The 24,480-nt window shown below is 58.6% G+C and carries 28 protein-coding genes; 6 read left to right on the top strand and 22 right to left on the bottom strand.

Features of this window, described 5'->3' with window-relative positions; translation table 11 throughout:
* Positions 1 to 324 precede the first annotated feature (324 nt).
* Entirely contained in the window at positions 325 to 972 is a 648-nt protein-coding gene (locus HBA49_RS02975; protein ID WP_112767173.1) for a growth inhibitor PemK, read from the top strand.
* A 132-nt stretch (positions 973 to 1,104) separates the two neighbouring features.
* On the top strand, positions 1,105 to 1,368 hold the full coding sequence (rpsT, locus tag HBA49_RS02970; protein ID WP_005521512.1) for a 30S ribosomal protein S20: 264 nt from the start codon (positions 1,105 to 1,107) through the stop codon (positions 1,366 to 1,368).
* 114 nt (positions 1,369 to 1,482) lie between these two features.
* Here the strand turns inward: rpsT and HBA49_RS02965 are convergent, their stop codons facing one another.
* The 19 genes from HBA49_RS02965 to HBA49_RS02880 form a co-directional block, all read right to left on the bottom strand.
* Positions 1,483 to 2,511 carry a peptidase associated/transthyretin-like domain-containing protein gene (locus tag HBA49_RS02965; RefSeq protein ID WP_005526269.1) on the bottom strand — a complete coding sequence of 343 codons (1,029 nt, stop codon included), beginning with the start codon at positions 2,509 to 2,511 and terminating at the stop codon, positions 1,483 to 1,485.
* A gap of 48 nt (positions 2,512 to 2,559) precedes the next feature.
* Entirely contained in the window at positions 2,560 to 3,213 is a 654-nt protein-coding gene (locus HBA49_RS02960; RefSeq protein WP_005526392.1) for a LysE family translocator, read from the bottom strand.
* A 6-nt stretch (positions 3,214 to 3,219) separates the two neighbouring features.
* Positions 3,220 to 3,723 (bottom strand): ankyrin repeat domain-containing protein, encoded by a 504-nt coding sequence (locus HBA49_RS02955; protein ID WP_005526545.1) that lies wholly within the window; start codon positions 3,721 to 3,723, stop codon positions 3,220 to 3,222.
* 20 nt (positions 3,724 to 3,743) lie between these two features.
* Positions 3,744 to 4,712, bottom strand: a complete 969-nt coding sequence (holA, locus tag HBA49_RS02950; RefSeq protein WP_005525580.1) for a DNA polymerase III subunit delta — start codon at positions 4,710 to 4,712, stop codon at positions 3,744 to 3,746.
* Positions 4,713 to 4,729: 17 nt separating this feature from the next.
* Positions 4,730 to 6,400, bottom strand: coding sequence for a ComEC/Rec2 family competence protein (locus HBA49_RS02945; RefSeq protein WP_005525726.1), 1,671 nt, complete (start codon positions 6,398 to 6,400; stop codon positions 4,730 to 4,732).
* Between the two features lie 2 nt (positions 6,401 to 6,402).
* Positions 6,403 to 7,137, bottom strand: a complete 735-nt coding sequence (locus HBA49_RS02940; protein WP_005526212.1) for a ComEA family DNA-binding protein — start codon at positions 7,135 to 7,137, stop codon at positions 6,403 to 6,405.
* Between the two features lie 147 nt (positions 7,138 to 7,284).
* Positions 7,285 to 8,214 carry a DegV family protein gene (locus HBA49_RS02935; protein WP_005526011.1) on the bottom strand — a complete coding sequence of 310 codons (930 nt, stop codon included), beginning with the start codon at positions 8,212 to 8,214 and terminating at the stop codon, positions 7,285 to 7,287.
* Between the two features lie 95 nt (positions 8,215 to 8,309).
* Positions 8,310 to 8,993, bottom strand: coding sequence for a histidine phosphatase family protein (locus tag HBA49_RS02930; RefSeq protein ID WP_005526059.1), 684 nt, complete (start codon positions 8,991 to 8,993; stop codon positions 8,310 to 8,312).
* A 7-nt stretch (positions 8,994 to 9,000) separates the two neighbouring features.
* Positions 9,001 to 9,465 (bottom strand): ribosome silencing factor, encoded by a 465-nt coding sequence (rsfS, locus tag HBA49_RS02925; RefSeq protein WP_005521501.1) that lies wholly within the window; start codon positions 9,463 to 9,465, stop codon positions 9,001 to 9,003.
* Positions 9,466 to 9,577: 112 nt separating this feature from the next.
* A complete protein-coding gene (nadD, locus tag HBA49_RS02920) occupies positions 9,578 to 10,192 on the bottom strand; it encodes a nicotinate-nucleotide adenylyltransferase (RefSeq protein ID WP_005526371.1) in 615 nt (204 codons plus the stop codon).
* 27 nt (positions 10,193 to 10,219) lie between these two features.
* A complete protein-coding gene (locus HBA49_RS02915) occupies positions 10,220 to 11,521 on the bottom strand; it encodes a glutamate-5-semialdehyde dehydrogenase (protein WP_005526613.1) in 1,302 nt (433 codons plus the stop codon).
* A 56-nt stretch (positions 11,522 to 11,577) separates the two neighbouring features.
* Positions 11,578 to 12,687, bottom strand: a complete 1,110-nt coding sequence (gene proB, locus HBA49_RS02910; RefSeq protein ID WP_005525595.1) for a glutamate 5-kinase — start codon at positions 12,685 to 12,687, stop codon at positions 11,578 to 11,580.
* A 15-nt stretch (positions 12,688 to 12,702) separates the two neighbouring features.
* Positions 12,703 to 14,226, bottom strand: coding sequence for a GTPase ObgE (gene obgE, locus HBA49_RS02905; protein ID WP_005525736.1), 1,524 nt, complete (start codon positions 14,224 to 14,226; stop codon positions 12,703 to 12,705).
* 79 nt (positions 14,227 to 14,305) lie between these two features.
* Positions 14,306 to 14,428: a hypothetical protein gene (locus HBA49_RS13110; protein ID WP_005525565.1), complete on the bottom strand. Its 123-nt coding sequence runs from the start codon at positions 14,426 to 14,428 to the stop codon at positions 14,306 to 14,308.
* A gap of 316 nt (positions 14,429 to 14,744) precedes the next feature.
* On the bottom strand, positions 14,745 to 14,888 hold the full coding sequence (locus tag HBA49_RS02900; protein ID WP_155808086.1) for a hypothetical protein: 144 nt from the start codon (positions 14,886 to 14,888) through the stop codon (positions 14,745 to 14,747).
* Between the two features lie 63 nt (positions 14,889 to 14,951).
* The gene (locus HBA49_RS02895) at positions 14,952 to 15,584 is read right to left on the bottom strand and encodes a TetR/AcrR family transcriptional regulator (RefSeq protein ID WP_005526156.1); all 633 of its coding nucleotides are present in this window, start codon (positions 15,582 to 15,584) and stop codon (positions 14,952 to 14,954) included.
* 140 nt (positions 15,585 to 15,724) lie between these two features.
* Positions 15,725 to 16,864 carry a hypothetical protein gene (locus HBA49_RS02890; protein ID WP_005526329.1) on the bottom strand — a complete coding sequence of 380 codons (1,140 nt, stop codon included), beginning with the start codon at positions 16,862 to 16,864 and terminating at the stop codon, positions 15,725 to 15,727.
* A 141-nt stretch (positions 16,865 to 17,005) separates the two neighbouring features.
* The gene (locus tag HBA49_RS02885) at positions 17,006 to 18,448 is read right to left on the bottom strand and encodes an Ig-like domain-containing protein (RefSeq protein WP_005525537.1); all 1,443 of its coding nucleotides are present in this window, start codon (positions 18,446 to 18,448) and stop codon (positions 17,006 to 17,008) included.
* A 33-nt stretch (positions 18,449 to 18,481) separates the two neighbouring features.
* Positions 18,482 to 20,602, bottom strand: a complete 2,121-nt coding sequence (locus HBA49_RS02880) for an Ig-like domain-containing protein (RefSeq protein ID WP_005525668.1) — start codon at positions 20,600 to 20,602, stop codon at positions 18,482 to 18,484.
* A 286-nt stretch (positions 20,603 to 20,888) separates the two neighbouring features.
* Between HBA49_RS02880 and HBA49_RS02875 the strand changes: the two genes are divergently transcribed.
* The 4 genes from HBA49_RS02875 to HBA49_RS02860 all read left to right on the top strand — a co-directional run bounded on the left by HBA49_RS02875 (position 20,889) and on the right by HBA49_RS02860 (position 23,036).
* A complete protein-coding gene (locus HBA49_RS02875) occupies positions 20,889 to 21,374 on the top strand; it encodes a hypothetical protein (protein WP_005525985.1) in 486 nt (161 codons plus the stop codon).
* A 63-nt stretch (positions 21,375 to 21,437) separates the two neighbouring features.
* A complete protein-coding gene (locus HBA49_RS02870) occupies positions 21,438 to 21,998 on the top strand; it encodes a hypothetical protein (RefSeq protein ID WP_040431945.1) in 561 nt (186 codons plus the stop codon).
* Positions 21,965 to 22,588 (top strand): hypothetical protein, encoded by a 624-nt coding sequence (locus tag HBA49_RS02865; RefSeq protein ID WP_225866035.1) that lies wholly within the window; start codon positions 21,965 to 21,967, stop codon positions 22,586 to 22,588. The genes HBA49_RS02870 and HBA49_RS02865 overlap by 34 nt, the downstream gene beginning before the upstream one ends.
* Before the next feature lie 4 nt (positions 22,589 to 22,592).
* The gene (locus HBA49_RS02860) at positions 22,593 to 23,036 is read left to right on the top strand and encodes a hypothetical protein (RefSeq protein WP_005526172.1); all 444 of its coding nucleotides are present in this window, start codon (positions 22,593 to 22,595) and stop codon (positions 23,034 to 23,036) included.
* Between the two features lie 185 nt (positions 23,037 to 23,221).
* On the opposite strand, the gene HBA49_RS02855 is transcribed toward HBA49_RS02860, so the two are convergent.
* From HBA49_RS02855 to rplU, 3 genes are all read right to left on the bottom strand, one after another.
* Positions 23,222 to 23,650, bottom strand: a complete 429-nt coding sequence (locus HBA49_RS02855) for a hypothetical protein (protein WP_225866034.1) — start codon at positions 23,648 to 23,650, stop codon at positions 23,222 to 23,224.
* 138 nt (positions 23,651 to 23,788) lie between these two features.
* A complete protein-coding gene (gene rpmA / locus HBA49_RS02850; RefSeq protein WP_005521479.1) occupies positions 23,789 to 24,058 on the bottom strand; it encodes a 50S ribosomal protein L27 in 270 nt (89 codons plus the stop codon).
* Between the two features lie 29 nt (positions 24,059 to 24,087).
* Positions 24,088 to 24,393 carry a 50S ribosomal protein L21 gene (gene rplU / locus HBA49_RS02845; RefSeq protein WP_005521478.1) on the bottom strand — a complete coding sequence of 102 codons (306 nt, stop codon included), beginning with the start codon at positions 24,391 to 24,393 and terminating at the stop codon, positions 24,088 to 24,090.
* Between the last annotated feature and the right edge of the window lie 87 nt (positions 24,394 to 24,480).

The raw sequence follows: 24,480 nt of genomic DNA, 5'->3' as shown, positions 1-24,480 counted from the left end.
TGATTCGCTCCTGCGGGTTCACCAATGTGGTAGCAATCATAAAAATTATAAATCCCACCCCATGAATGTTAATCATATCACTTATTAAAGTGGGTGTGGCCCAATGTTTCACGGGTGACAACCATGCCATTTCCACTGCTCCATACCACCACAACCACCTTTAACGAACGCTGAGACTCCCCTAAATATTGAAAGCAAAATTGCAGCCCCCTTTGGATAAACCCCTATGGACCGATGTATAATTAAAGTGTAAATCTAATAACAAACCACGCATTAAGGCGCGAATCCTAATAACTACAGTGGGAGGTGACTAGAGTGTTGACCATGAAGCTACGGCGTCAAGAAAGTGGGCACCGGCATATTCTTCATCAGCCGAAGCCCACTGACCAGAAAAAGCCCAAACGCTGGTTGGACAAAGTGTTGGAGGCATTCCGCCGCGATCATACGGGTGCACTCGACGAAGGTCTCGACATGCTGTACTCCAGGTTAGGTTTGCAAGGCATCGAACCAACCAAAGCAGATAGGCCTTTTACCTGCGATTTTACCGTATGTACCAGCGATTCCTTTCCCCGCAATATCTTCTACGCCCCCAATATGGACGGCCAAGTTGACCCTGGTGAGGTTGTATGGTTCTGGGTGCCCAACCACGATGCGGACCCCAATGACGAGACAACAACCACCACCGATGACACCACCCCGAAGTTTACGGAGCGTGCCCTGGTGGTCATCGGCCGCACCGGCGACCACGTACTAGGGCTCATCACCTCGCCCAACCCGGAACATGCCGACGACGAAAAATGGTTAGACATCGGGTCGGGCCCCTGGGACGAGCAAGGCCGCCGCTCCTGGCTGCGGCTCGATAAGGTCATCAAGGTGGCAGAAACCGCCATTCGCCGCCAGGGGGCCGTTATTCCCCTGGGTCGATTCAATCGGATCGCCAGCCGGCTGCGCAACGAATATGGTTGGAATTAGCTGGGGAGTCCTGCTAGGCTAGTTCCTCGTTGCCCAATGCAACACACACCTAGGCAGAATCAACCAGGACCTTGGGGTTGAGGTATTGTATGCCCGGGTGGTCTTCCATCAAGACCCAAGAGGTAGATTATTATGGCAAATATTAAGTCCCAGAAGAAGCGGGTGCTCACCAACGAAAAGCGCCGTCAGCGTAACCAAGCCATCCGCTCCGCTGTGCGCACCGAGATCCGTAAGTTCCGTGAGGCCGTGGCCAGCGGCGATAAGGCTGCCGCCGAGGCTCAGCTGCGTGTTGCCTCCCGCGCCATGGACAAGGCTGTCACCAAGGGCGTGTTCCACCGCAATAATGGCGCCAACAAGAAGTCCAAGATGGCAAACGCCTTCAATAAAATGTCCTAAAACGCAACAAGACTTGACATAGCAAGAACTCGCCCGGCACGAATGCGCTGCGGGCGAGTTCTTTGTTCTCTGGGTGCTTTGCGACGACTTTAGCACCCCAGCGGGTAACAGGGACTATGCCGCTATGCCAATGTTGATTGCGGCCAGCACTTTTGTGCCGTCGTATTCGGCCTTCACCAGTCCTTCCTTGGTGAAAATCTTGTCGGTGTCGTTATAGGTGTCGCGGTTTTTGTGCTCGTTATAGGGGCTCACATCCGCGTTGATGGTGTCGCTCAAGGTGTCATCGAAGAACAGTTGGGTGGTGAGCACCGTCTTGCGGTCAATATGCACCTTGACGTGTATGTGCACGGTTCGAGACACATACCAGCCGGGGTAAATGGAGGTAAACCGCACAATCCCCTCGGAGTCAGTCATTTGGGCACCCCGCAAATAGGTGCCATCGTCCGAGGTCGTGGCCTCCTTATCGCCCGCGGCATAGCTGCCGTCGGACACAGAACCACTAGTGGACTGGTCGCCGTCACCCTGCGGCCCGCCGCCGGGGCCGCCCTCGCCACCACCTTGGGGCAGGGTGCCGGATGGCGGATTGCCCTGAGGCGGATCGCCGGCCGGCGGGTTGCCCGATGGCGCCGCACCCCCACCACCAGCACCACCGGCGCCGCCATTATTGGCCGCCTGGGAGGACACTTCGAAACCGGAGTACACGCCACCGGCATCGCAATGCCAGATTTCCACCGCGGCATTGGCCACTGGATTATCGCTCGATCCCACCACGCAGCCCTCCACGTTCTGCACCCGAATCATAAGCTCCAGTGGCAGACCAGGGCGGTCCTCGGTGATATTGCTGCGGATGGAATCCACATCAAAATAGTAGGGACCCTGGGTTTCCTCGGGCGTCGTCACGCAGCCGGGGGCCGCATTGAGCAATTCCCGCAGCTTCTGTTCGTTGGCGGCAGCGGCGGCCACCGACGTCGTCGAGGTGGCAAAAGCATTGGTGCTGGTGCTGGCTGCGGTGTTGGTGGTTTTCGTTCCGGGAGCGCAGGCGGCGATGAGGCCGGCAAGACCAACGGTGCCGCCAACCCCTAGCGCACGGCGGCGCGAAATGGTCCGCCGCGATTCCATGATGTCATCATTGGGAGTAAACATACCGGCAACGATAAAAACGGCACCTGGCAGGCCCCTGGCAACCAGGTTTTATTTGCCCATTAACAAGGTAGCAATTCCATTAATAGCAAGTGATGCACCGGCGATGACGAAAAATATCCCAGAACCCATGTCGATGTATGGGCCCGCCGAGACAAATCTTTTCCGCATGGCCTTGGTAGAAAGGAGAAACGCGAGCGTCGAAAAGCCAAGAAACGTGCTGGCCACAATGGACAGCACAATCAGCACCGCATCCCCCATGGTGGGATGCGCCGGCATGAGCGGGGCAATGATCGCCGCGAAATACAACACCACTTTAGGGTTGGAAAGATTCGTGAAAAGCCCCTGCTGGTAGCTCTTCCACGGCGTGCCAAAGATCGTATTCACATCAATATCAACATTCATGCGATCCCGAAACTGGGCGCGGGCGGCAAGAATCATGCCCCGCCCCATCCACACCAACCACACCCCGCCCACAAGTTTGATCACGCTTTCCAACACGGGGTAGGTTATCAACAACGCGGCCGCCCCAAACACAGTGAGCGAAACCCACAACACCAACCCGGTGCTAATCCCGGATACGCTAGCCAAAGCGTGCCTCCGGGATCTCGTGGCCATACGGGTAAGAAGCAACAGGTCAGGGCCGGGAGTGGCCATACCCGCCACATTCAGTAATACTAGGGTTCCAAGTTGCGCTAATGGCATAAGTCATTAGTTAAGCATCAGGTTTAACCTATCTGCAAGCTCGGTTTGGCCGAACATGGTGGCGCAGTCAATGGCGGTCGGATGCCCGGCCAGCGGGTCGGCCCCAGCCGCCAACAACGCCTCGATCACGGCGGTTTCTTGCTTGAAAATCGCACCGGCGAGCGGCGACTGGCCCCGGTCGTTAAGCCGGTCAACATCGGCACCGTGCTGGGCAAGCGCCGTCACGATATCGGCGTGACCGTTGTAGGCGGCAAGCATGAGCAGCGTATTGCCTTCATGATTGGTGAGGTTCGGGCTGAGGCCGGCGGTCACATAGCCGGCAAGCTGATCGGCGGCGGAAGGCTCACCGGGCGGAACCGTGCCGGTGCGGGCGAGTTCGAACAGTTTGTCGACAAAATCCTGCAGTTCGGGCGGCAATTCCTGGGCGCCCTCATCGGTGAGGGCATTGCTGACGGTAGCGTCGGCGTATCTTTGTTCCAGTTCTTCAGCGCTAATAGATTTTTCGGTCATGCTTTCTATTATGGCGGACGCTACCTGGCAAGCTGGGATATGCGCCGCACGGCGTTTTCCAGGGCGAAATGGGGGTCGCCTCCTTGGCCCTTCACTGTGGCATCCAGGTCGGCGACAATAATGACGGCATCGCTGACCGCATCGCCGGACCAGCGACGGGCAATCTGGGCGGTTTTCTCTAACACAAACGGGTGCATGCCCAGGCTGCCGGCAAGCGACCTGTCCACCCTGCCGCGCAGGCTATATAGCCGGGCGATACCGGACACCTTCATGGCCAGCGCTGCCGCCAACGCCGCAGGTTCCAGCCCTAATTGCAATGCCCGACGCATGCTGACCAGGGCGCGCTGCTCCTGACCGCTGCACGCGTAATCGGCAATATCAAAACCGGAAACCTCGGCAACGCCCGCATAATAATCGTGGACGGCCTGAGCTGTCACCACCCCACCGGTGTCGGCAACAAGCTGGCTGACGGCACTGGCGAGTTCCCGCAAATCCGAGCCCACACCGGCGAGCACCGCCTGAACCACGTCGGGGGTGGGCCGCACATTATGGCGCCGAAACTCGTTGGTCACCCACCCCATCCGCTCCTGGGGCTTGAGCTTCTCAGCCTGGTGAACGGTGGCAATCTTCTTGAGCTTGGGCACCAACGCCTTGGTGCGGCCGCCGCCATTATGCATGAGAATGATGGCAACGCCGGGGGCGGGATTCACCGCAAACTTGAGGATAAGATCGGCGGGTTCCTTCCCCGCATCCTCCAGCTTGGTGAGCACCACGATGCGGTCCTCCCCGAAAAGCGAGGGGCTGCACAGCTCGATGAGCTCCGACTCGGTCACATCCCCAGCCCGCAAGGTGGTGACCATGAGGTTCTCCCCCTCCGAGGATTGCTGTTTGAGCTGGGCCACAATGTCGAGGCGGGCGCGTTCGGCCAGGAACTCTTCGGCACCGACAATGAGGTGCACCTGCGGGCTGGGTGTGATGGGGGTGGGCATGGTTTTACTTTATACGGTCAGAAGCTGCCGTCCGCGGCGTGCTGGGTGCCGTCCTCGTAAAGATCCACGTCAACGCCCATAACCACAACGGGCACGCCAGTGCGGGTCACGGTGGGCCTGGACCGGTGAGCTTGTCGACGCCCCGAAGGTGGCGGCCGCTCGATCATGATGAGCTGGGCATCGGGCGGGATGCCGCCGGTTTTATCGAGGGTGATGAGGTGGTCCTTGGTGGGGACGGTGTAGGTGATGAGGGTATGGGGGTCAATGCGGCGGGCCCCGGTGAGCATGGGGATGCCTGGGGCGAACAGCAGAATAAGCACCACACCCACGAGTATTCGAAAGTGTTGTCGATAGATGAGCCATATGGTCCAGGCGGCGGCCAGCGCCGCCCAGGCCGGGGCCAAGGCAGCGGGGAGGGCGATGGTGGCCCCGGGGAGCGCGGCGCCGCCGGTGGCGACGAGACCGATCCAGTGAGCGAGCGGTCCGATGATGGCAAGGGGAATGGTTTCCAACCCGCCGGGGAGCAGGCTGAGGATGGCTGCGACGAGCCCCAGTATGGTGATGGGGGCCACGGCGGGTGCGGCAAGCAGGTTGGCGGCAACGGCGATGACCGAAACGCGGTTGCTCATGAGCGCCACGATGGGCATGGTGACCAGGTGGGCGGCGAGCGCCACGGCCAGGGCGCGCACGATAATGTCGGGAAGATTGGTGCGACCGATCAGGGTATGGAGGGACGGGACCGCCGCGATGATGCCGCCGGTCGCGGCGACGGAAAGGGCGAAGCCGTAGTGGACGGCCAGGCTGGAGTCGTAGAGGATGAGACCGATGACCACGAGGGCGAGGGTGTGGCTGGGCGCCTTGGTGGTGGCGCTGAGCATGATGATGAGCCCAACGATGCCGGTGGCTGCCGCCCGGAGCACCGAGGCGTCGGGCCCGACGATGACGACGTAGCCGAGCAGGGCGAGCGCGGCGACCGCGGCACGAGTGCGGGGGCTGCGGTGGGCGACGAGGAGCACGGCCGCGGTGGTGACCAATGCCACGTTGGACCCGGAGACCGCGCTGAGGTGGGTGAGCCCGGTAGCGACGAACCGCTGCGTGAATTCGGGGGTTTGGCCGGTGGTGTCGCCGAGCACCATTGCGGGGATGAGGGCGGCGGCGTCGCCACTGGTGTGGGCGGCCACGGCGTGGGCAAAGGTTTCTCGAACCCATGTTCCCCATTGGTGGAGGAGGTCGGGGCGACCGATGGGGTGGGCGGTGGTGGCAAGAAACAGGGTGTTCCCGAGACCAAAATTGGTGGTGGCGATGGGGTTGCCGTGAAGTTCGGTGAGTGTGCCGATGGGAATGTCGGGGCGCTGGTGGGTGATGACCGGCAGGGTGACGGGGTAGTCGTCGATGCGAAACTGCTGGATCCACCCGGTGTTTGTGCGGTGGGCGTAGGACGCGGCCGTGGCGGTGACCACAGGGTGGATGGTGGTGGTGTCGACAATCATGGCCCGGATGCTGGTGATCAAAACCCCGAGAACCCCGACGACGGTAGTAGTGAGGGCGAGGCCCACATCCCAAAACGCCACGCCCACCCCCACGACGAACACCAGTGCTAACGCCCACCAGGGGGTGCGGGTGCCAATGATGATGAGGGTGACCACCCAGAGGAGTGCCGCAGGCGGAATGAGGCGAAGCTCGGCCATGGTCACAGGGTGACTTCGGGGCTGATGGTGGCGAATTTTGCCGGCCCAATCCCCTTGACTTGTTGCAGCTCATCAATGCTGGTGAACCCGCCGTGGGCGTCACGGTAGGCGATAATGGCTTGGGCGGTCTTCTCCCCCACCCCGGTCAATGTGGTGAGCTCCTGGACGGTGGCGGTATTAAGCGATATTTTGCCGGTGACCTGGGTGCCGCCTTGCGACGGCACCCCGCCGGAAATGCCTGATGGTGGGGGTGGAACCGGCCCGGCGTCGATGTTAGGGACGACAATCTGTTGGCCGTCGGCAAGCTTTTGGGCAAGGTTCAGGCCCAGGGTTTGGGCCTGAGGTTTGGGTTGGGCCGCGGCCAGAGCGTCGGCGACCCGGGCGGTGGGGGCGAAAGTGTGCAGGCCGGGCCGGTCGACCTCGCCGACGACCGCGACGATCACGGACATGGGGGCACTCGCGGTGGTGGCGGCCGCCGACGCTGGGACCAGGGGCACGGTCGTATGCGGTGAAGAAAGCCGCGCACCAGCCGCGGGGTTGGCGGGTGGTGCGCAAAAATGCCACGCGATAAACCCTACCCCCACCAGGGCGCAGAGTATTGCCACCCCGATTGCGGCGGGTGGGGTGATGGCCAACCGGAAGGGTCGATTGTTGGGAAAATCGACGCTCAGGGTGTCTTCGACACCGGTGGGGTGGGTGAGGTCGTGGAGGCGGGCTTTGACGGTGGTGGCGTTCATAAGCTCCACACTATGGCGCAGATCAGCGCCGCCACCAGGGGTAATGTTGTGTTGTGGATAACCCGGAGGTTAATGAAAAACCCGTATTCATTAACCTGTGGATAACTTTTCCCTCCCGTCACAGTAGGGAACTAGCACCCCAACCGCCTACTTTTGGGCTACCTCATTCGTGGGAACCTGCGATGGGGCGGGAAGCGCCATCGCCGCCGAATCATCGGCGATTTCGCCCTCCGGGCCAGGGTCGGGTGCCGCATCCTCGGCATCATCCGCCAGCGCGGCGTTCACCTCGGACTCCGCCTGGGAGAACACCACGGACACGCCCAACGCCCCCGGACCACAGTGCACCGCCAGCACCGACTCCATGGGCATCATCATGATGGATGAGTCCACCGGCAGGCTGGCTTTCAGCTGATCCTCCAGCGCCCGGGCCGCCTCCTTGGCCTCACAGTGTTGGATCGCCACGAATGCGGGCAGTCCCCCCGCACGCGCCGTAATCAACTCGGTGAGTTTCGAAAACGCTTTCGCCTGGGTGCGGGTTTTGATTGCTAATTCAATTCGGCCGTTATGAATCTGCATGATCGGTTTCGTCGCCAACGCCACCGACACCATGGCGGTCGCCGCCGAAATCCTCCCGGACTTGCGAATCTCATCAATCCGGTGCAAATAGAGCCAGGTCTCCGACCGGGAAAGCGTGTCCTCCGCCAATTCCGCGCACTCGGCAAGCGATGCCCCATCCATCGCAATGCGGGCCGCAGCCATGGCCGCCGCCCCCACGTTCATTCCCACGCTTTTGGTGTCGATCACCGCCACAGAGCCGTCGAAAACCGCCGAGGCAGCCACGGCGGCCGACCAGGTGGCAGATAGGTCTTTGGAAAGATGCAACGCCACCACCCCAGCGTCGCCACCACGCTCTAATTGGCGGGCATAGGCCGCCGCCAGTTCCAAAGAAGACAGGCCGGAGGTGGATTTATCATCCTCATCCCCCACCATATGCAGGTCTAACACCGTAATCCCCAAATCCCGGGCCACATGTTCCGGCAGCCCCGCTGAGGTATCAGTCACCACTCGAACTGGCATAAAATCACTCACCTACTTAACAGATCTACTATCCCTGTTTACCAGGTTCGTCCACCTTGGTGCGTCGAAAAGCGTGATACGCCGAAACCCGCAGGCTATGCCGATACCCCAATGTTCCACCCATCCAAATACCATTGGGCGTCGGCCACGGTGGCGGGGCTGAACTCTGGCGGCGTCAACTGCTCCCGATCCTCGGCGGCCGACCAGCGCGGACGGGCGGTAAGCTGCGACCCGCATGCGTTCCCCAACCCGGAAAACAGCGGGTACTGCCGCACCTGAAGCTCCAATAAATTCGAGGTCAAGGCGCTAATTATCCCGCCGTGAGCGACAAGCAGCACCGTTGCGGAGTCCCAATCCGCCAGCGACTGCATGAGCTCTGTCACCACCGGCCGGGCCCGGCGCGCCACTTCGACTCTGGATTCGCCACCGGGGGGTGCCCATGTCGCATCGTGCCGCCATAGTGCCCGCATGCCGGGGTAGAGTTGGTCGACTTCGTCGTGGGAGCGGGACTGCCACAGGCCTAAATGTGTTTCCCGGAGTCGTTCGTCTTTTTCTACGGGCAGGTTGAGGCGTTGGCCGATCACGGTGGCGGTGTCAAATGCTCGATCGAGGTCGGAGGAAACGATTTTGATGATGTTTTTGTTGGTGAGGAAGTCTGCCGCCGCTGCTGCTTGTTCGAATCCGACCGGGCTGAGCTTGGTGTTGAGGTGGCCTTGCATCCGGCGGGTGGCGTTGTAGTCGGTTTGGCCGTGGCGCAGCATGATGAGGCGGCGGGTCATGATGGGGTTATAGCTCCTCTTCGGGCTCGGGATCTGCCAGGGGGATGTCGTCCAGGGATTCTACCGTGCGTACGTCTACTTCACTGGACCAGTCGTCGGGCCGCACCATGGTTTCTAGGCCGGGCACGTCGATGAGTGGGCAGTCCCGGTAGAGCTGGTCGAGTCGGTAGTATTCCCGTTCGGTGCCGCGTTGCACGTGGATGACGAGCATGCCGTAGTCTAGCAGGACCCACCGGTTTTCGCGGTTGCCTTCGCGTCGTTTGGGTTCGTGGCCGAGTTTGGCGAGTTCGTCTTCGACTTCGTCGACGATGGCGCGAACTTGCCGTTCGTTGTCAGCGGAGGCCACGACGAATATTTCGCAGATGTCCATGACGCTGGATACGTCGATGAGTGCGATATCGGTGGCGAGTTTTTCGTGTGCGGCTCGGGCCGCGACGATTGCTAGTTCTTTAGTATCTTCGCTTGTAGTCACTCAAATCCCTACATCTTTTCGTCTGGTAAAAATATCTACCCTATATAGTTTTTCATGAATTAGGAAACTTTTGGAAACCCGCCTGGGTTTTTGTTGGTTGTGGTTGGGGTTGTTACTGGTATAGGCCTCGTTTGCTGATGTATTGGACGACGCCGTCTGGGACAAGGTACCAGACGGGTTTTCCGGCGTGGGCGCGGCGTCGGCAGTCGGTGGAGGATATGGCCATTGCCGGGATTTGTACTAGTTCTACTCGGTCTTGGTATTTTTCGGGCAGGTTGGTGTCGCGGAGGAGGTAGCCGGGGCGGGTGACGCCGACGAAGGTGGCGTAGTCGAATGCTTTTTCCCATTCTCGCCAGGTGAGGATTTTTTCGAGGGCGTCGGCGCCGGTGATGAAGAAGAGTTCCGCGGTGGGGAAGATATTGTGCAGGTCGGAGAGGGTGTCGATGGTGTAGGTGGGGCCGGGTCGGTCGATGTCGACGCGGCTAACGCTGAATCTGGGGTTGCTGGCGGTGGCGATGACGGTCATGAGGTATCGGTCTTCGGCGGCGGATACTTCTCGTTCGCTTTTTTGCCAGGGTTGGCCGGTGGGGACGAAGATGACTTCGTCGAGGTGGAAGAGGTTGGCGACTTCGGAGGCGGCGACGAGGTGCCCGTGGTGGATGGGGTCGAAGGTGCCGCCCATGATGCCGATGCGGAGTGGTGGGGAAGCCGTCGGGGTGTGAGCCATGCTGATAATGCTGCCTTGTTGGTGTGGTTATGGTCGGGTTTGTCCGGTGCCGTGGAGGATCCATTTGGTGCTGGTGAGTTCGGGGAGGGCCATGGGTCCGCGGGCGTGGAGTTTTTGGGTGGAGATGCCGATTTCGGCGCCCATGCCGTATTGTTCACCGTCGGTGAAGGCGGTGCTGGCGTTAATCATGACGGCGGCGGAGTCTACTTCGTCGGCGAATCGTTGTGCGGTGGTGATGTTGGTGGTGCAGATTGCTTCGGTGTGGCCGCTGGAGTAGCGGCGGATGTGGTCGAGGGCCCCGTCGATGCCGTCGACAGTGCGGGCGGCGATGTCCATGCTGAGGTATTCGTCGGTCCAGTCGGTGTTGGTGGCGGGCACGATGGCGGTGGCGCCGAAGGCTGCGAGTTCTTCGGGGTCGCCGTGAACGGTGACGCCGGCGTCCTGCAACGCGGTAATAATCGAAAGTTTGTTCTCGTCGCTGAGGTGGGTGTCGATGAGGACGGTTTCGGCGGCGTTGCAGACGCTACAGCGGCGGGTTTTGCTGTTGAGCAGTATGGTGATGGCCTGACCTAGGTCGGCGTCGCGGTCGATATAGACGTGGCAGTTGCCGGTTCCGGTTTCGATTGTGGGCACGGTTGCCCCCATGACGACCGCGTTGATGAGGCCGGCGCCGCCCCGGGGGATTACCACGTCGACAAGCCCCCGAGCGGTGATGAGGTCTTGGACGCTCTCGTGCGTGGCGCAGGGCAATAATTGCACCGTTTCCGCTGGTAGACCGTGTTGTTCGGCGACGGTTTGCAGGATTGCCACGAGTTGCATGTTGGTGTGGTTGGCGGATTTTGAGCCGCGCAGCAGCGCCACATTGCCGGATTTCAGCGCCAGCCCAAAGGCGTCAACGGTGACGTTCGGCCGCGCCTCGTACACCATGCCCATGACCCCCAGCGGCACCCGCACTTGCCGCATCTGAATCCCATTGGGCATCACCGACCCGCGCAGCACCTGCCCTACCGGATCCGTGAGGGCGGCTACCTGCCGAAGCCCGTCGGCGATACCGCGAATCCGTTCCTTGTCTAGCCGCAGCCTATCAATGAGTGATTCCGACATTCCCACCGCTTTACCTGCATTAATGTCGTCCTGGTTGGCGGCAAGAATATCATCCGCGCGGGTTTCCAGCGCGTCGGCGGCGGCAAGCAGGACCGCGTTTTTCTCCCCGCTTTTCAGCTTTGCGACGATGGGCGCTGCGCGTTTCGCCGCCTCAGCCTTGGCTAATACCTCGGAGCGTTCGGATTCCCGGGTCGTGTCATGTGTTGGTTTTTGTGGCGTGTCCATATGCTCACCTTATCGGTGAGGCAGGAAAATGGCTAGGTCTTGGGGATCTTTTTGCGCTATGCCCGGGAAGCGTACTGGGAAAGATAATCTGCATGTACCACCGGCCGCTGCATATCTGAGGGTAGAACATCAGTTCGTTTCCCAATGATTTCCGTCAATACTGACGAATCGTAGGCAACCTCACCCCGCCCAATGATCGCTCCCTCGGGGCCAATGATTTCCACAATCTCCCCCGCATGAAAATCCCCATACACCTCCATGATGCCCACCGGCAATAACGACGAGCCGCCGGTCGTCACCGCCGCCACCGCACCGGCATCAATCCGCAGCGTACCACCCGTATCCGCGGCATAGAGCGCCCAAAACTTCCAGGCAGATAACCGATTTTCCTTCGGATGAAACACCGTTCCCACCTGCGCGTCGTCAAGCGCCGCGGCAATATTATCCGCGCTGGTTAGTAGCACTGGCACCCCGCCCCGGGAGGCAATGCGGGCCGCGGTCACTTTCGACGCCATACCACCGGTGCCCACCTCGCCGCCGTCACCCGCAACCACGGACTTCAAGTCATTACCGTCCCGCACCTCCGGGACGAACCGCGCCGCCGGGTCGCTGGGATTGCGGTCATAAAGCCCATCTACGTCGCTCAACAACACCAGCGCATCCACGCAGCTCAAATGCGCCACCAGCGCCGCCAGCCTATCGTTATCGCCAAACCGCATTTCCGTGTGCGCCACCGTGTCGTTCTCGTTCACGATGGGAACCACACCCAGGTACAGCAACCGATCAATTGTGCGCTGCGCATTCCGCGCCCGGTGCCGCACCCCCGCATCCGACGCCGTGAGCAACACCTGCCCCACATGCTTGCCATAGCGGCGGAAACTGGTGGCCCATGTTTGCATGAGATGCTGCTGCCCCACCGCCGAAACCGCCTGCTTGGTGGCCAAATCCGTGGGCCTCGAATGCAGTCCCATCGGGCCCATCCCCGCCGCCAACGCCCCCGACGACACCACGATCACATCGCTGCCACGGGCACACCGGGCGGCGATGGCATCCACCAACCGATCCACCTTGCTCACATCCACCCGATGGTCGGAATTCGTGAGCGAGGACGATCCGATCTTCACAATGATCCGCTTCGCTGCGGCAATGTTGGCACGCACATCCATGGTTTTCCGCCCCGATTAGCCTTCCCAGCGTTTCCGATCGGCCTCTTGGCCATCGCCGAAATCCAGCTCGTCGATAAGCCCACGCCGCGCCTGCGATGCCCGCTTCCGCTCCGCGGCCGACGCCCGCTTCGTGTGCGACAATCGAATGTCTGTTCCCCGACCGGTGAGAACTGGCGCGGTACCAGCGGACGTCATTGGCTCCCACTCAAACGTGATGCCCCCAATGGTGACGGGGCACCCCGCCTCCGCGCCGGCCTTCAAGAGTGCGTCCTCCACGCCCAACCGGTTCAGCCGGTCCGCAAGATAGCCCACCGCCTCATCATTCTCGAAGTCGGTCTGCATGATCCACCGCGCCGGCTTTTCCCCGTGCACGATAAACCCACCCGTGTTCTCCGGGTCCGGCTCGATCGTGAAATCACGGTGCTTGCCATTCTTGCCGCGCGCCGCATCAACTGCTTTGGGCCGCACCACCATTCGGGTCACGGCTTTCTCCTTCGGGCGTTTCTTCCGCGCCTCCTGCACGATTTCCAGCAGCTTATACTTCAGCGGCTCCAGCCCCTTCCGCGCCACCGCCGACACAATAAACACCGGCCAACCAAACTTTTGTTCGAGGTCTTCCTTGACGAATTCCGCCAGTTCCGCCGCATCGGGAATGTCCGCCTTATTGAGCACAATGATCCGGGGCCGATCCCGCAGATCCCCCAAGCCAGCATCGCCCACCAGTATGGATTCATACGCAGCCAATTCCGCCTCCAGGGCCTCAATATCCGAAATCGGATCCCGGCCCGGCTCAATACTGGCGGTATCTACCACATGCACCAATACGGCCGTACGTTCGATATGCCGCAAAAAATCTAGGCCCAAGCCCTTGCCCTCGCTAGCACCAGGAATCAGCCCCGGCACGTCCGCAATGGTGAATGTTTCATGCCCCACATCGACGACGCCCAGGTTCGGCTGCAACGTGGTAAACGGGTAGTCACCGATCTTTGGTTTCGCCGCCGACAACACCGAAATGAGCGACGACTTCCCGGCAGATGGGAAACCGACCAGGCCCACATCCGCCACGGATTTCAACTCCAGCACCACGTCGTGCTGCTCCCCCGGCTCACCCCGAAGCGCAAACCCAGGCGCCTTGCGCACGCTGGACGCCAACGCCGCATTGCCCAGGCCACCGAAGCCGCCGCGCGCCGCGATGAACCGCATACCCACGGCGGTGAGATCGGCCAGCTGCTCCCCCGATTCGCTGAGCACCACGGTTCCCACCGGCACCGGCAGCACCAGATCCGCACCCCGCGCCCCATTGCGATGATCGCCGGCCCCGTTCGACCCGCGTTCCGCCTTCAGGTGCGGCCGATAATGCAGGTCAAGCAGGGTATGCACCTGCGCCGACACCTCTAAAATAATGTCCCCACCGTGCCCGCCATTGCCCCCGTCTGGCCCGCCCAGCGGCTTGAATTTCTCCCGGTGAATGGAGGCACATCCATTGCCGCCATCCCCCGCAGTAAGATGCAGGGTTACTTGGTCAACAAAACGCGCCATGGAAGCCTTCCTCGAAAATACTGTGGTCTAAGATGTGTCGATCCTATCAAACCTCTTAGCTTTCTAGCTTTTCGACGCCCTACGCTACCGGCACCACACCATCCGTCACAGTAATAATCCGCTGCGCTAGGGCCGCCACCGCCGCGTTCTCGGAGTCTAAGGCCCCGGTGGGCTCATCCGCGAAACCACCGATCGGCGTCAACGGCCGCCGCCTGCTGGTGCGGTTTCGAATGCCACTAGGCGGGCAGGAGCGCGTTCTCCCGAAGCGTCACGCCGTCGAGTAATTGCGGCTGTTAGAAGATGAAACCAATGTGGTTCAATCGGAATTCCTCCAATTATTTCACGCTCAGCTAGACCAAATCCTGGCCAGCGATGGTAACGGTACCGCTGGTGACCAGGTATTCGATAGAGCTGCCGCCTTCGATACAGCCAGGCATCAGTTCTAATTGTGCACCATCTATGCCGATGATTTCTTTGGTTTCGAAGGCGGTGATCTCTGGGTACTAGGCCGCAAAGGCCTATATTTGATTGCGGTCAATGAGGCCTTCGTGCATTTGTAAGAGTTGTGGGGTGACGGCCTGGGTGAAGAGTGTGCCGCTGGATTGCATGACTTGGAAGCAGGCTGCGGCACCGATGGTGGTGAGCGCGGTTGCGAGTGCCACCGTGATGAGCATGAGGGCCGGTGGCCGCCGGGGTGCGGCGGAATTCTTGGATGATGGTGGCGGTCACGGCATACTTGCTATGAAACTGTCCACGATGGGGGCGAAGGTCCCGGTGGGGGCGCCAATGACCCGTTCGGCAACGCTACCAAAATTGCGGATGGTGGCAATGTCGCGGGTTTTTACCCAGCCTAAAAGATCGCGGTCAAGCAGTTGCGCACTCAGCACAAGGATGGCGGCGGCGGCAATGTTCGGGTTGGGGCAGTCGATATCGCCGTTGGCGGTGGCCCGCCCCAGCAGGTCGGCGAGCGGCGGGATGAGGGCGTTGATGGTGGCGTCGATGGCTCGCATGTGCATGAGCTCGTTGCCGTCTTGCTCTAGTTCGGTGCTGATTGCGGCGGTTTCGGGTCGCCGTGGGGCAAAGCCGCCGCCGAGAATCATGGTGAACTGGGCTAGCGGCGGCTGGGTGGATTCGGCCATGTAGCTTTCCACCTGATCTTTCAGCAGCGTGATGTTCTTGTCGATGACCGCGTACATGACCGATTCTTTAGACTGGAAATAGTGGTAAAAGGTGCCCTTGGCGATACCGGCGTCGCCAATGATTTCCGACACCGATGTTTGCAGGTAGCCCTGGCTGGCAAAGCGGCGTTCCGCGGCGTCGATGATTTCCGCGCGTCGGTTGGGGTTTGTGGGTGTCATAGCGGTTTGCGCCTCCTCAAGATATTCGACCGATGGTCGGCCTCTTAAGATATAGCCTAACCGACGTGGATTGGAATGCAATGTTTTTTGCTTTTCGACGCCCCAACGACCCGCCTTAGGCGTCGATAAGCTGCGGCGTCCTAGTCCAGGCCGTGGAAGATCTTCCGCATTGCCTCGTTATTTGTCGAAACGGACCCATGCACCATTTCCGGGGAGTCGCCGGGCGCAAACTGGAAAATAAAGCTCTTACTCCGACTTGTGAGCCGACGCAGCACATCCATTTCCATTGGGTTCCGCAGCATGCCGATCATTTCATCCATGACCTTGGTGGAGAAGTCCGAGTCGCTGGTCGCCACGATGACCTCCCCTTCCTGGGTCGTCACGCCGGCCATTGCCTGGTGTAACACATTCGGATAGCAAGCGGTCTTGTCGAACAAAAACACTCCGGCGGTACCCGGCATGGACGTCTCCTGCTCCTCGGCGGGAAACTGCCTGCACCATCTGAGGGTAAGGCCCGGGGTTTCCCGCAACATCGTAGTCGCCGCAGGCGGATGGTTGATAACACCCAAATACATGTTCAGGCTCGGGCTGGCACGCACATGCTCCGCCAACAGTGACCAGCGGCGATAAAACACCTCGACGGGTTCTTCGAACTTCTCTTCGGGCGAAAACACGACATCACGGCTGCTGATGTGACGCTCATAACCGGTTGTCGAGGTCCAACTGCTCTCCCCCAGGGATTGAATAAGGTCCGTGTGGTCAGATTGGGCCGCATCATTGACGTAAACCACCTCGTCAAGGATCGCTTCCGTATCAGGCAAGTCCAAGGCATACACCAGCAACGTCCCAGCATCCATAAGCTTTTCGACGAAATCCCGCGGGTCATCCCCCTTGGCAGACTTAGTGTACTCGGCCACGATGATGGGCCGGATTTCTTCGGCACGCCCCGACCCGTGAGCGATAACCGCCAACCCTTGCAGCGCAGCCTCGGAGGAGAAGAATGCGCCCGCCGGATCCGTGGCAGGATTTAGGCAATTAAACGTGATGAATCCCACATATTTATCCCACGATGTGGTCCATGGGGAACGCCATGTAATGTCTTGAACCCACGCCACCTGCCCACCATACGTTTGTGCGATTCTTTCGAATTCCGTGCGATCGCCAAACGTAAAAATCAGGGAGAGCGTCGCATCATCGTGCCGTGCCACCCACGACGCTAACCGGTTGAGTGTTTGGCCTTCCGCTTCGCGTCTCCGCTCAAACCCATAGCTGAAATACATAATAAAACCGTCTTATAGTTGATACTTATTAAGTATCAATGATACCAAGGCCTGGTTTTCTGCGACGGTGACCACTTAGACGCTGTGGCGACAGAAAAAGACCACCAGATATGGTGGTCTTTTTACAGTTTTACCTGTGGCTTACTGGTGTGCCGGAACGATGCCAAGATTGGCTAGCCCAAGCCAGGCGAGAATACCGACAATGCCCACAGCGAAAATCCCCGATAGGATTTGCCACAAGGATTTCCCCTTGTAGGAAGGCTGCTGTGGATCGCCGGGCTCCTGGGGAGTGCTCGGTTCGGTGGTTTCGGTGGTGGTCTCCGTCGATTCTGTCGGCTCGGTTGACTTCGTCATGGTCGTCGGTTCTGTCGTCGGTTCTGATTCCGACGTTGTGGGCTCGGCTGTGGTGGGTTCGGTCGTGGTCGTGGTCGGCTCGGTGGTTGGCTCCGTCGTTGGTTCTGTCGTGGGTTCTGATTCCGACGTTGTGGGCTCGGTTGTGGTGGGCTCCGGCTTCGGATTCACCTGGTAGGTGAGCACCTCGTCCTGGTCGCCGGCCACAGCGGTCACCTGCACCGCACCAGGGGCGGTCGGGGTGAAACTGCGGGTGGCCACACCATTGGCGTCGGTCGTCAGGGTTTCGGTTTCGTCACCAATCGTGGTCTTCACCTGGGTGTTCGCCAAGGGCTTCCCGTCGGTTCCCTCCACCGCGAAGGTGAACGTTGATGCCTGCCCCACCTGGCCGACTTCCGGCGTACTGGTGATCGTCACCAGGGCGGGCTGGGGTTTCGGCACCTCAACGGCCCGCACCTTGGGGAACCCATTACTCTTATCAACAGTGCACCGGGTGAGGGCGGTGACATCATAGCTCCCGAGCCATCCGGCGTTCGCCTTGGCCTGCGCCACCAGCGACAATAGCGACTGATCCGCGGGATAGTGGTGCGTATCCGGGCTACTGACTTTGGGGAAGGCCGGCTGGATCACACCGGCCTTGGTGGCGCGAGCGGTCACGGTGATGGTAGGCAGGTCAAAGCCCACTTTTCCATTCTTTTCCACCCCCACCATGCCCTTGTCGCCCGTGGCCAGTTTAATGGTGTTAGAGTCACGGGAATTCATGCGGTCGGAGTCGACGTTTCCGCCCACCCGCAGCCGATTCTTCCCCGTCAGCTTCTCCACCTTAATGCCCCGCTGCCCACCCGCGGCGGCAATGTTCGTCACCTCAATATTGTCGGGCAAATCCACAAACAGTCGGGCTTGCTCCACAGTCTTAATGTTCACCGTGGCAACGCCAGCAACGGGAAAGCTTTTGGGCAACCCCACAAATCCACCCTTGATGGTGTAGTCGAATTCCTCCCCAACAGTGACCTGCTCCGGGGCATCAACCGTGAAATTAAACTTGAATTTGTCGTTACTTTGCGGCCCATCGGCCTGCTGAGCCATGAAACCACTTAGGCCTTTTGTCGTAATGTCACACTTGAACTGAGCCTCCATGTGTGATTCTTTGGCGTAAGCGGTGGGAGTAACGCATAATGCGGCTCCCAGGATGGGGGCTAGTATGGCCGCCATGAAAGTCCGTTTTCGAGACATGTTCCCTCCGTAAAATGGTCGTCGACAAGCAAGCTACGGCGTTAGTCGCAGGTAGCGGGCAATGGCGTAGATGAGGCCACCGATGAACGTTGCGCCCAAAACCGCGGCAATGATCTTCCAGGTACGTTCGCTGCCGGGACCACTGCCGTTCGTGGAATCGTCGGGGTCGCTGCTTTGCGAACTGCCCTGCGACTCGGACGGTTCGGACGGCTTCGTCGTGGGCGTCGTGGTCTCGGGGTCTTCGGAAGTACCTGGCTCTTCGCTCGTGGAGCTGCCGACCGGAACGATCGTACGTTCGACCGATTCTTTACCGCCGGCGACCGCTTTCACCTTGACTTCCTGCTTGGGCCGCTGGATGGTGTGCTGGAACCGGCCGTGCTCGTCGGTCTTCCCCGAAATCTGCTGGTCGCCCACATGCACTACCACATCGGTATCCGCCAGCTTGTGGCCCTTTGTGCCGATCACATTGACCGTAATGATGCTGGAATCGTTCGTGTTTTCGATAGCAAGCGTCACCCGATCGACAGTTTCCGCAGCCTCGGCAATGATCGTGGCCGACGCCTGCTTATCACCCAGCTTTGCGACAACTTCCGTCTGTCCAGCCGCTTCAGGGGTCATCGTAAAGGTGTACGAACCTGCTGGTTTTTCCACCGCCGGCACGGACTTGTCGCCCACTGTGAATGTCACCGGCTGGCCGGTCATTTCGGAGTTGTCTTTGGCAATCACCTTGGCGGTCACCGTGGCCTGCTCCCCCACCGTCACAGTCTGAGTTTCGGGAAGGACCCGCAGCTCGTTTACGACTTCGGAATCCTTCGGCGACACCGCGATCATGCCCGATGCGGTGAGCGTGCCGGCCGTGGCCTTCACCGCCAGATTCCCCACGGTCTCCGGCTTGAACGTGTGCTCAAACGTGCCGGTCTGGGTCTTTGTCATGGCGACCGGTGCTGCGTCCCCCAGGGTCAAATCCACGGCATCCTGGTCGAACGGCTGATTTTCGTCATCAAGCACCTGGGCGGTGACGGTCACGTCGTCGCCCACCTTGGCGGTTTCCGGCACGTTCAGTTTGATGTTCTTCGCCACCGGCGCCGGTTTTTGCACGGTCACCGTCACCGGAGCAGAGGTCACATCGCTCACGGCTGCGGTGGCAGCCAACTGTCCCGGCTGCTCCGTGGTGAATTCTTGGGTAAATACGCCTTGATCATTAGTGACACCGTTGAAGGCTTTCCCGCCGATGGTGATGGTGGCGTTTGCCCCGGCAACCGGGTTGCCGTCCGTGTCATGGGCCGTGGCGGTGTAGGTGACTTTCTCCCCCGCCACAACCGTGCTCGGCTGGGCCCCCAAGGTGACGCTGCCTACCTGGACGACATGCACCTTGGGCAGCTGTACCGGTTCGCGTGGGGTGCAGCGGAACAGGTAATTGCCTTCTTCCTTGTTGTTGTATTTCATGTGGGCAAAGGCGGTAAACATGGCCTGGGATGCGGCAACACCGCTCTTCCCATCACTGGGCAGGGTGGTGCGGGGCAGGATTGGTTGCAGGTCACCGGCCTGGGTGGGGGTGAAGGTGAGGTCGAAGCCCGAGAAGTCCATGGTGTAGTTTTTAGACCCGGCCCAGCCCGCCAAGCCACCGGATTGCAGCTGGCCAATCTGGTTAGGGGCGTCGGAGCCCGCGGATATGTGGTCGGTGTCGGTGTCACCGCCAACCCGCACCACATTCCCGTTCAGCTTCGCATTATCCCCGGTGACACTCACGTTTGTTGCACCTTCCGGGGCGTTGATGAGGAGCCGACCCTGGGACAGATCCTGGAATGATAGCGACCTCATCGACCACCACGACCGCCACTTTATGGGGTTGCTGAGTTTGACCTGGCTGGATTTGATCGAATACGTCACCGGTTGCCCCACCACAGCGGTTGCTGGCGCGTCGGCGGTGAGCGACATAGAAAAGTCATATTCCGCCAATTGCCATACCCACGCTTGTGAGTACGCGCCGTTGACGTCGTTACTGTAGGATTTCGCCGGCCCCTGCTTGATAAAACAGTTCATCTTCAAATCCGTGGTTTCTTCCGCCGCCGCGGCAACACCTGGGGCGGCCAGGACTGTGCATCCCAGCACCGGCGCCATGATAATCGCCGTCAATCTTTTCAGGCGCGACATAGCGTCCCTCCTTACAAATAGATAATGGTTCACTCTAAACATAGAGGAATTTTATGGTTGTGTTATCTAGATTTAAGTTACGTAGGCACGCTCCCCCCATGGCACATAAATATCACCCCCGCAACCGGCCTAAACGGTACTCTTTTGGAAAAATTATTACTTTCTTAGCTACCCCCGTCGAAGTGTTTTTCCTTGGGTTTTTGCTTTACGACGCTCCCCCGCTACCACTCCCCCGTGTGCTAGCATGCGCACATACCTCATGTACCCAACCTCATGGTGGTTGCCCATGCCTTTCCACACAGACACCGACATCATCCCCGGCGAATCCCTGGGCGGCATCACGCTGGGTAGTCCCCTCGCCCACTACTGGGACGATATCACCCACTACCAAGAAACATCAGGAAACCTGCACTATTGGCTGGATGGCCGCAACAGCATTGTGTACGAGTTGGTAGACTACTTCATCGAGTTTCGGGTGCACATGCCCTCCTGCCGTATCGACAGGATAGCCGCCCTCCCCGGCTATCAGGGCGCATTCCAAAACATCATCCGCATTGGGATGCCCACGCCCCAGGTCGAAAACCTAGGGTTGGGGTTCTACTACAACGAACTGGGCGAATGCTTCGTCTCCCCGCAATATCCCGGACTCGTATTAGAACCCGACCTCATCGACCCTCTACCATACGAATTCCCCCTGCTCGAAGTCGGATATATCACGGTAGTTCCCACCCCGGATCAAGTACTCTGGCCCCAAAACTTCGACGAAGCATAGGAAGGGGTCACAAAAGTCACGTACCCCGTGGCCAAAGAAATCTTTACAAGAAAGTCTTGCTCAATGTATTCCACATACAAATTCTGGCGAAAAAAGCCCGACGAAAAACACATGCTCACAGCCCTGCGCCATCAGGTAGCGCAAGATGCCAGCCTGCATTTCTATATTTTCTTCAAGTTCGAGACGCTCCAAAAATTTTCCGACATGACACACCAATACGGTGGCGCACTGCTCTGGCATAAAGATTTTACAGACACACCACTCGGGTTTCTATTTCGAAAGCCCATTATCGGGTTGGTGGAATTTGACTGCTCTGATCCTAAAAGCGATCCCGCAGGCGCATTCTTTCACTCCCTCAATACCGCTCTGGGAAGCAGGGTAATGGTGAGCGATGACCCAACATTCCCAGACAAAGCGAAACCTCTTCTCACCTATGACTATTCTCCAGCAACGTTCATTGGAACCGAAGAAGAGAAACCCAAGACGTTTAACATCACTGACGAACTCATCAACGCCGGCGCGTTATTAACTTATAGGGTAGAGATTTACGATCAACCGGTTGGCAAAGCAAGCTATTGGATGGAATTCCTATGCGTCAACGACTCACGCGACGAGCTCTACTAACCTCGAAGGTAGATGGTAATTCGCCGACCGATAAGGATGGACTGATGTTGTTTTCCGACGACGGGGTCGAAGAGCCCGTTGATGTGTTTTACCAGCGCTGGTCCAAGCTCGCAGATCACATGCTTGCTGATCCAGACTTGAACATGTATCTATGTGTCATCCAATACCCGTTCGTAGGGGGTACAAGGCTTCGGGAAGCACCAGACCTTATCCCTAAATGGTGTGGGTATTTTCCCACCGAGAAACAAGAAATGTTCATGCGAGTTGGTCGATACGGAGATACTGGGGTGTTCATGTTTGATAAAACCGCCCAATACCCGAATGCCCTATACCGAACCATGAGAGGCCTCATGTGGGTAGGAGAATCAATCGTGGTGACGAATGACCCGGATTTTCCCACCAACGTGATGGACGCAATGATTCGTCGATCCCAATGCTTACCGGCAAAGCCTGGGGGTGAGCAGCCGTTTATGTTGGGTAGTAAGAGTTTTAGGATTTCTTTAGATTACGATGATCTCCCAGAAATGGTGTACAGGTATATCGAGACGAATAATGAAATAATGTGGAACATCTTCCAAGGAATAGAATAAACTAATGGATTTTAAAAAGACCGGAATCCCCCAATATTCCATCAATGATCCATTCCACAAGTTCCAGGAATCATTAGAGAATGTCACAACCATTGGTTTTGGATCCATCCGAGGCTACCTGGTCCTAGACGGAAATAATTACCTTATCGGGGTGGATCAAAATGAAATCACTGGAGAAGTAGAATGCGTTGAAGTTGCCTCACTCTTTCATGGCGACACATTCGAAGGCATTGACCTCACCAACATGTCCGCAGAATCTTTCGCCCAAGAACTAGCAAAGATTGGTTCCACACCTATCGTAGAAATCGATAACGTCTGGTGGCCCAAGGAACGCATGGGATTCTACGTGTATGAGAACACTCCCAGTACAATTTGCTGGTGGGGAAACACCACTGACATTGAAGTACAGGAAATACTTTCCCAAGGACAAGAAGATTTCCTGGTATAAGACAACAGTCTGTCATGGATCTGAATCACATTTCCCAAAAAGCAGCCACATATGGGAAGTCAAACCCTATTTCTTCGCGGCCGAATAAGCTTCAATAGCAACAACCGATCTAGGGCCCGACCCCAATATTTTCCATTGGAATCAGGCCCTGAAATAAAACCGGCCATTGACGCCGGTATTCGTTGTTAGAATTTAATTCCCAAAGCACCCAGGATTTGGCTGGTGAACATGCCCATAAAGGTGAGCATTCCCAAAACCACGGCAATGGTGACGGCTACGGCCCGAATCTTCATGCCGGGGCGGCCCAGGTCGGAGGATAGATCATTAACCAGCCCACTGGCCTTGTTTTCGCCCTTGGAGCTCATGCCCTTATCCGAACCATCGGTAAGGCTGTCGAGACTGCCGGAGGAGCCATCCTTAGCGGAACCCTTATTAGAATCAGCGCTGTTTTTCAGCTTGCCAACATTGGTGTCGGCACTATTCTTCAACTCATTGACTGGGTTGGAGGAGTTTTTCGACTCCGCAGCCACTGCTGGTGTAATCATAGGGGTCGCCACGACTGGGGCTACAACGGCGACAGCAGCACACAGGGCAGTTGCGATTTTTCTGGACACGGGTTTTTTCTCCTCTTAGTATCGTCGAAAAGCTTTTAAGGCTAAACCTTAGCCATTTTTACCAGAATGCAAAAGGCCGACCCCCAATTTGGATGTGAAATCTGGGGGTCGGCCTGATAAAAAGCTGAATATAGCCTGTTAAGCGGTGACGGGCTCCGCCGCCGGAACAATGTTCACGGTACGACGATTCCGCCGCATGGCGAACTTCACGGCCCCTGCCTTGAGCGCGAACAGGGTGTCGTCGCCACCGCGACCAACGTTCTCACCAGGGTGGAACTTGGTGCCGCGCTGCCGGACCAGGATTTCGCCGGCCTTGACCTGCTGGCCACCGTACCGCTTCACCCCAAGGCGCTTGGCGTTAGAATCGCGGCCGTTGCTAGAGCTGGATGCACCTTTCTTGTGTGCCATGTGGATTCCCTCCTTATAGGGTGTTGAGGTTACTTGATACCGGTGATCTTCAGCACGGTCAGCGGCTGGCGGTGCCCCTGGCGCTTCTTATAACCCGTCTTGTTCTTATACTTTAGGATCTTGATCTTCGGGCCCTTGACTGAGTCAATGATCTCAGCGGAAACCTTCACCTTGGCAAGCTCATCGGCCTTGGTAGTAACAGTTGCGCCATCAACGAGCAGAACCGGGGTGAGAGCCACGGACGAACCTAGCTCACCCTCGATCTTCTCGACCTTGACGATGTCACCTTCGGCAACCTTGTACTGCCTGCCGCCGGTCTTGACGATCGCGTACATACGAGGGCTACCCCTTATCTATCTCAGGATCGAGCGCCCTGGAATCGGCGGGCCCTCGATGCAACTATCATTTACTTTCCGTCTTAA

Source organism: Corynebacterium matruchotii (genome assembly GCF_011612265.2).
In the GTDB taxonomy this organism is placed as follows: Bacteria; Actinomycetota; Actinomycetes; order Mycobacteriales; family Mycobacteriaceae; genus Corynebacterium; species Corynebacterium matruchotii.
The sequence above is the reverse complement of the archived record's forward strand: the minus strand, read 5'-3'. Positions and strand labels throughout refer to the sequence as shown.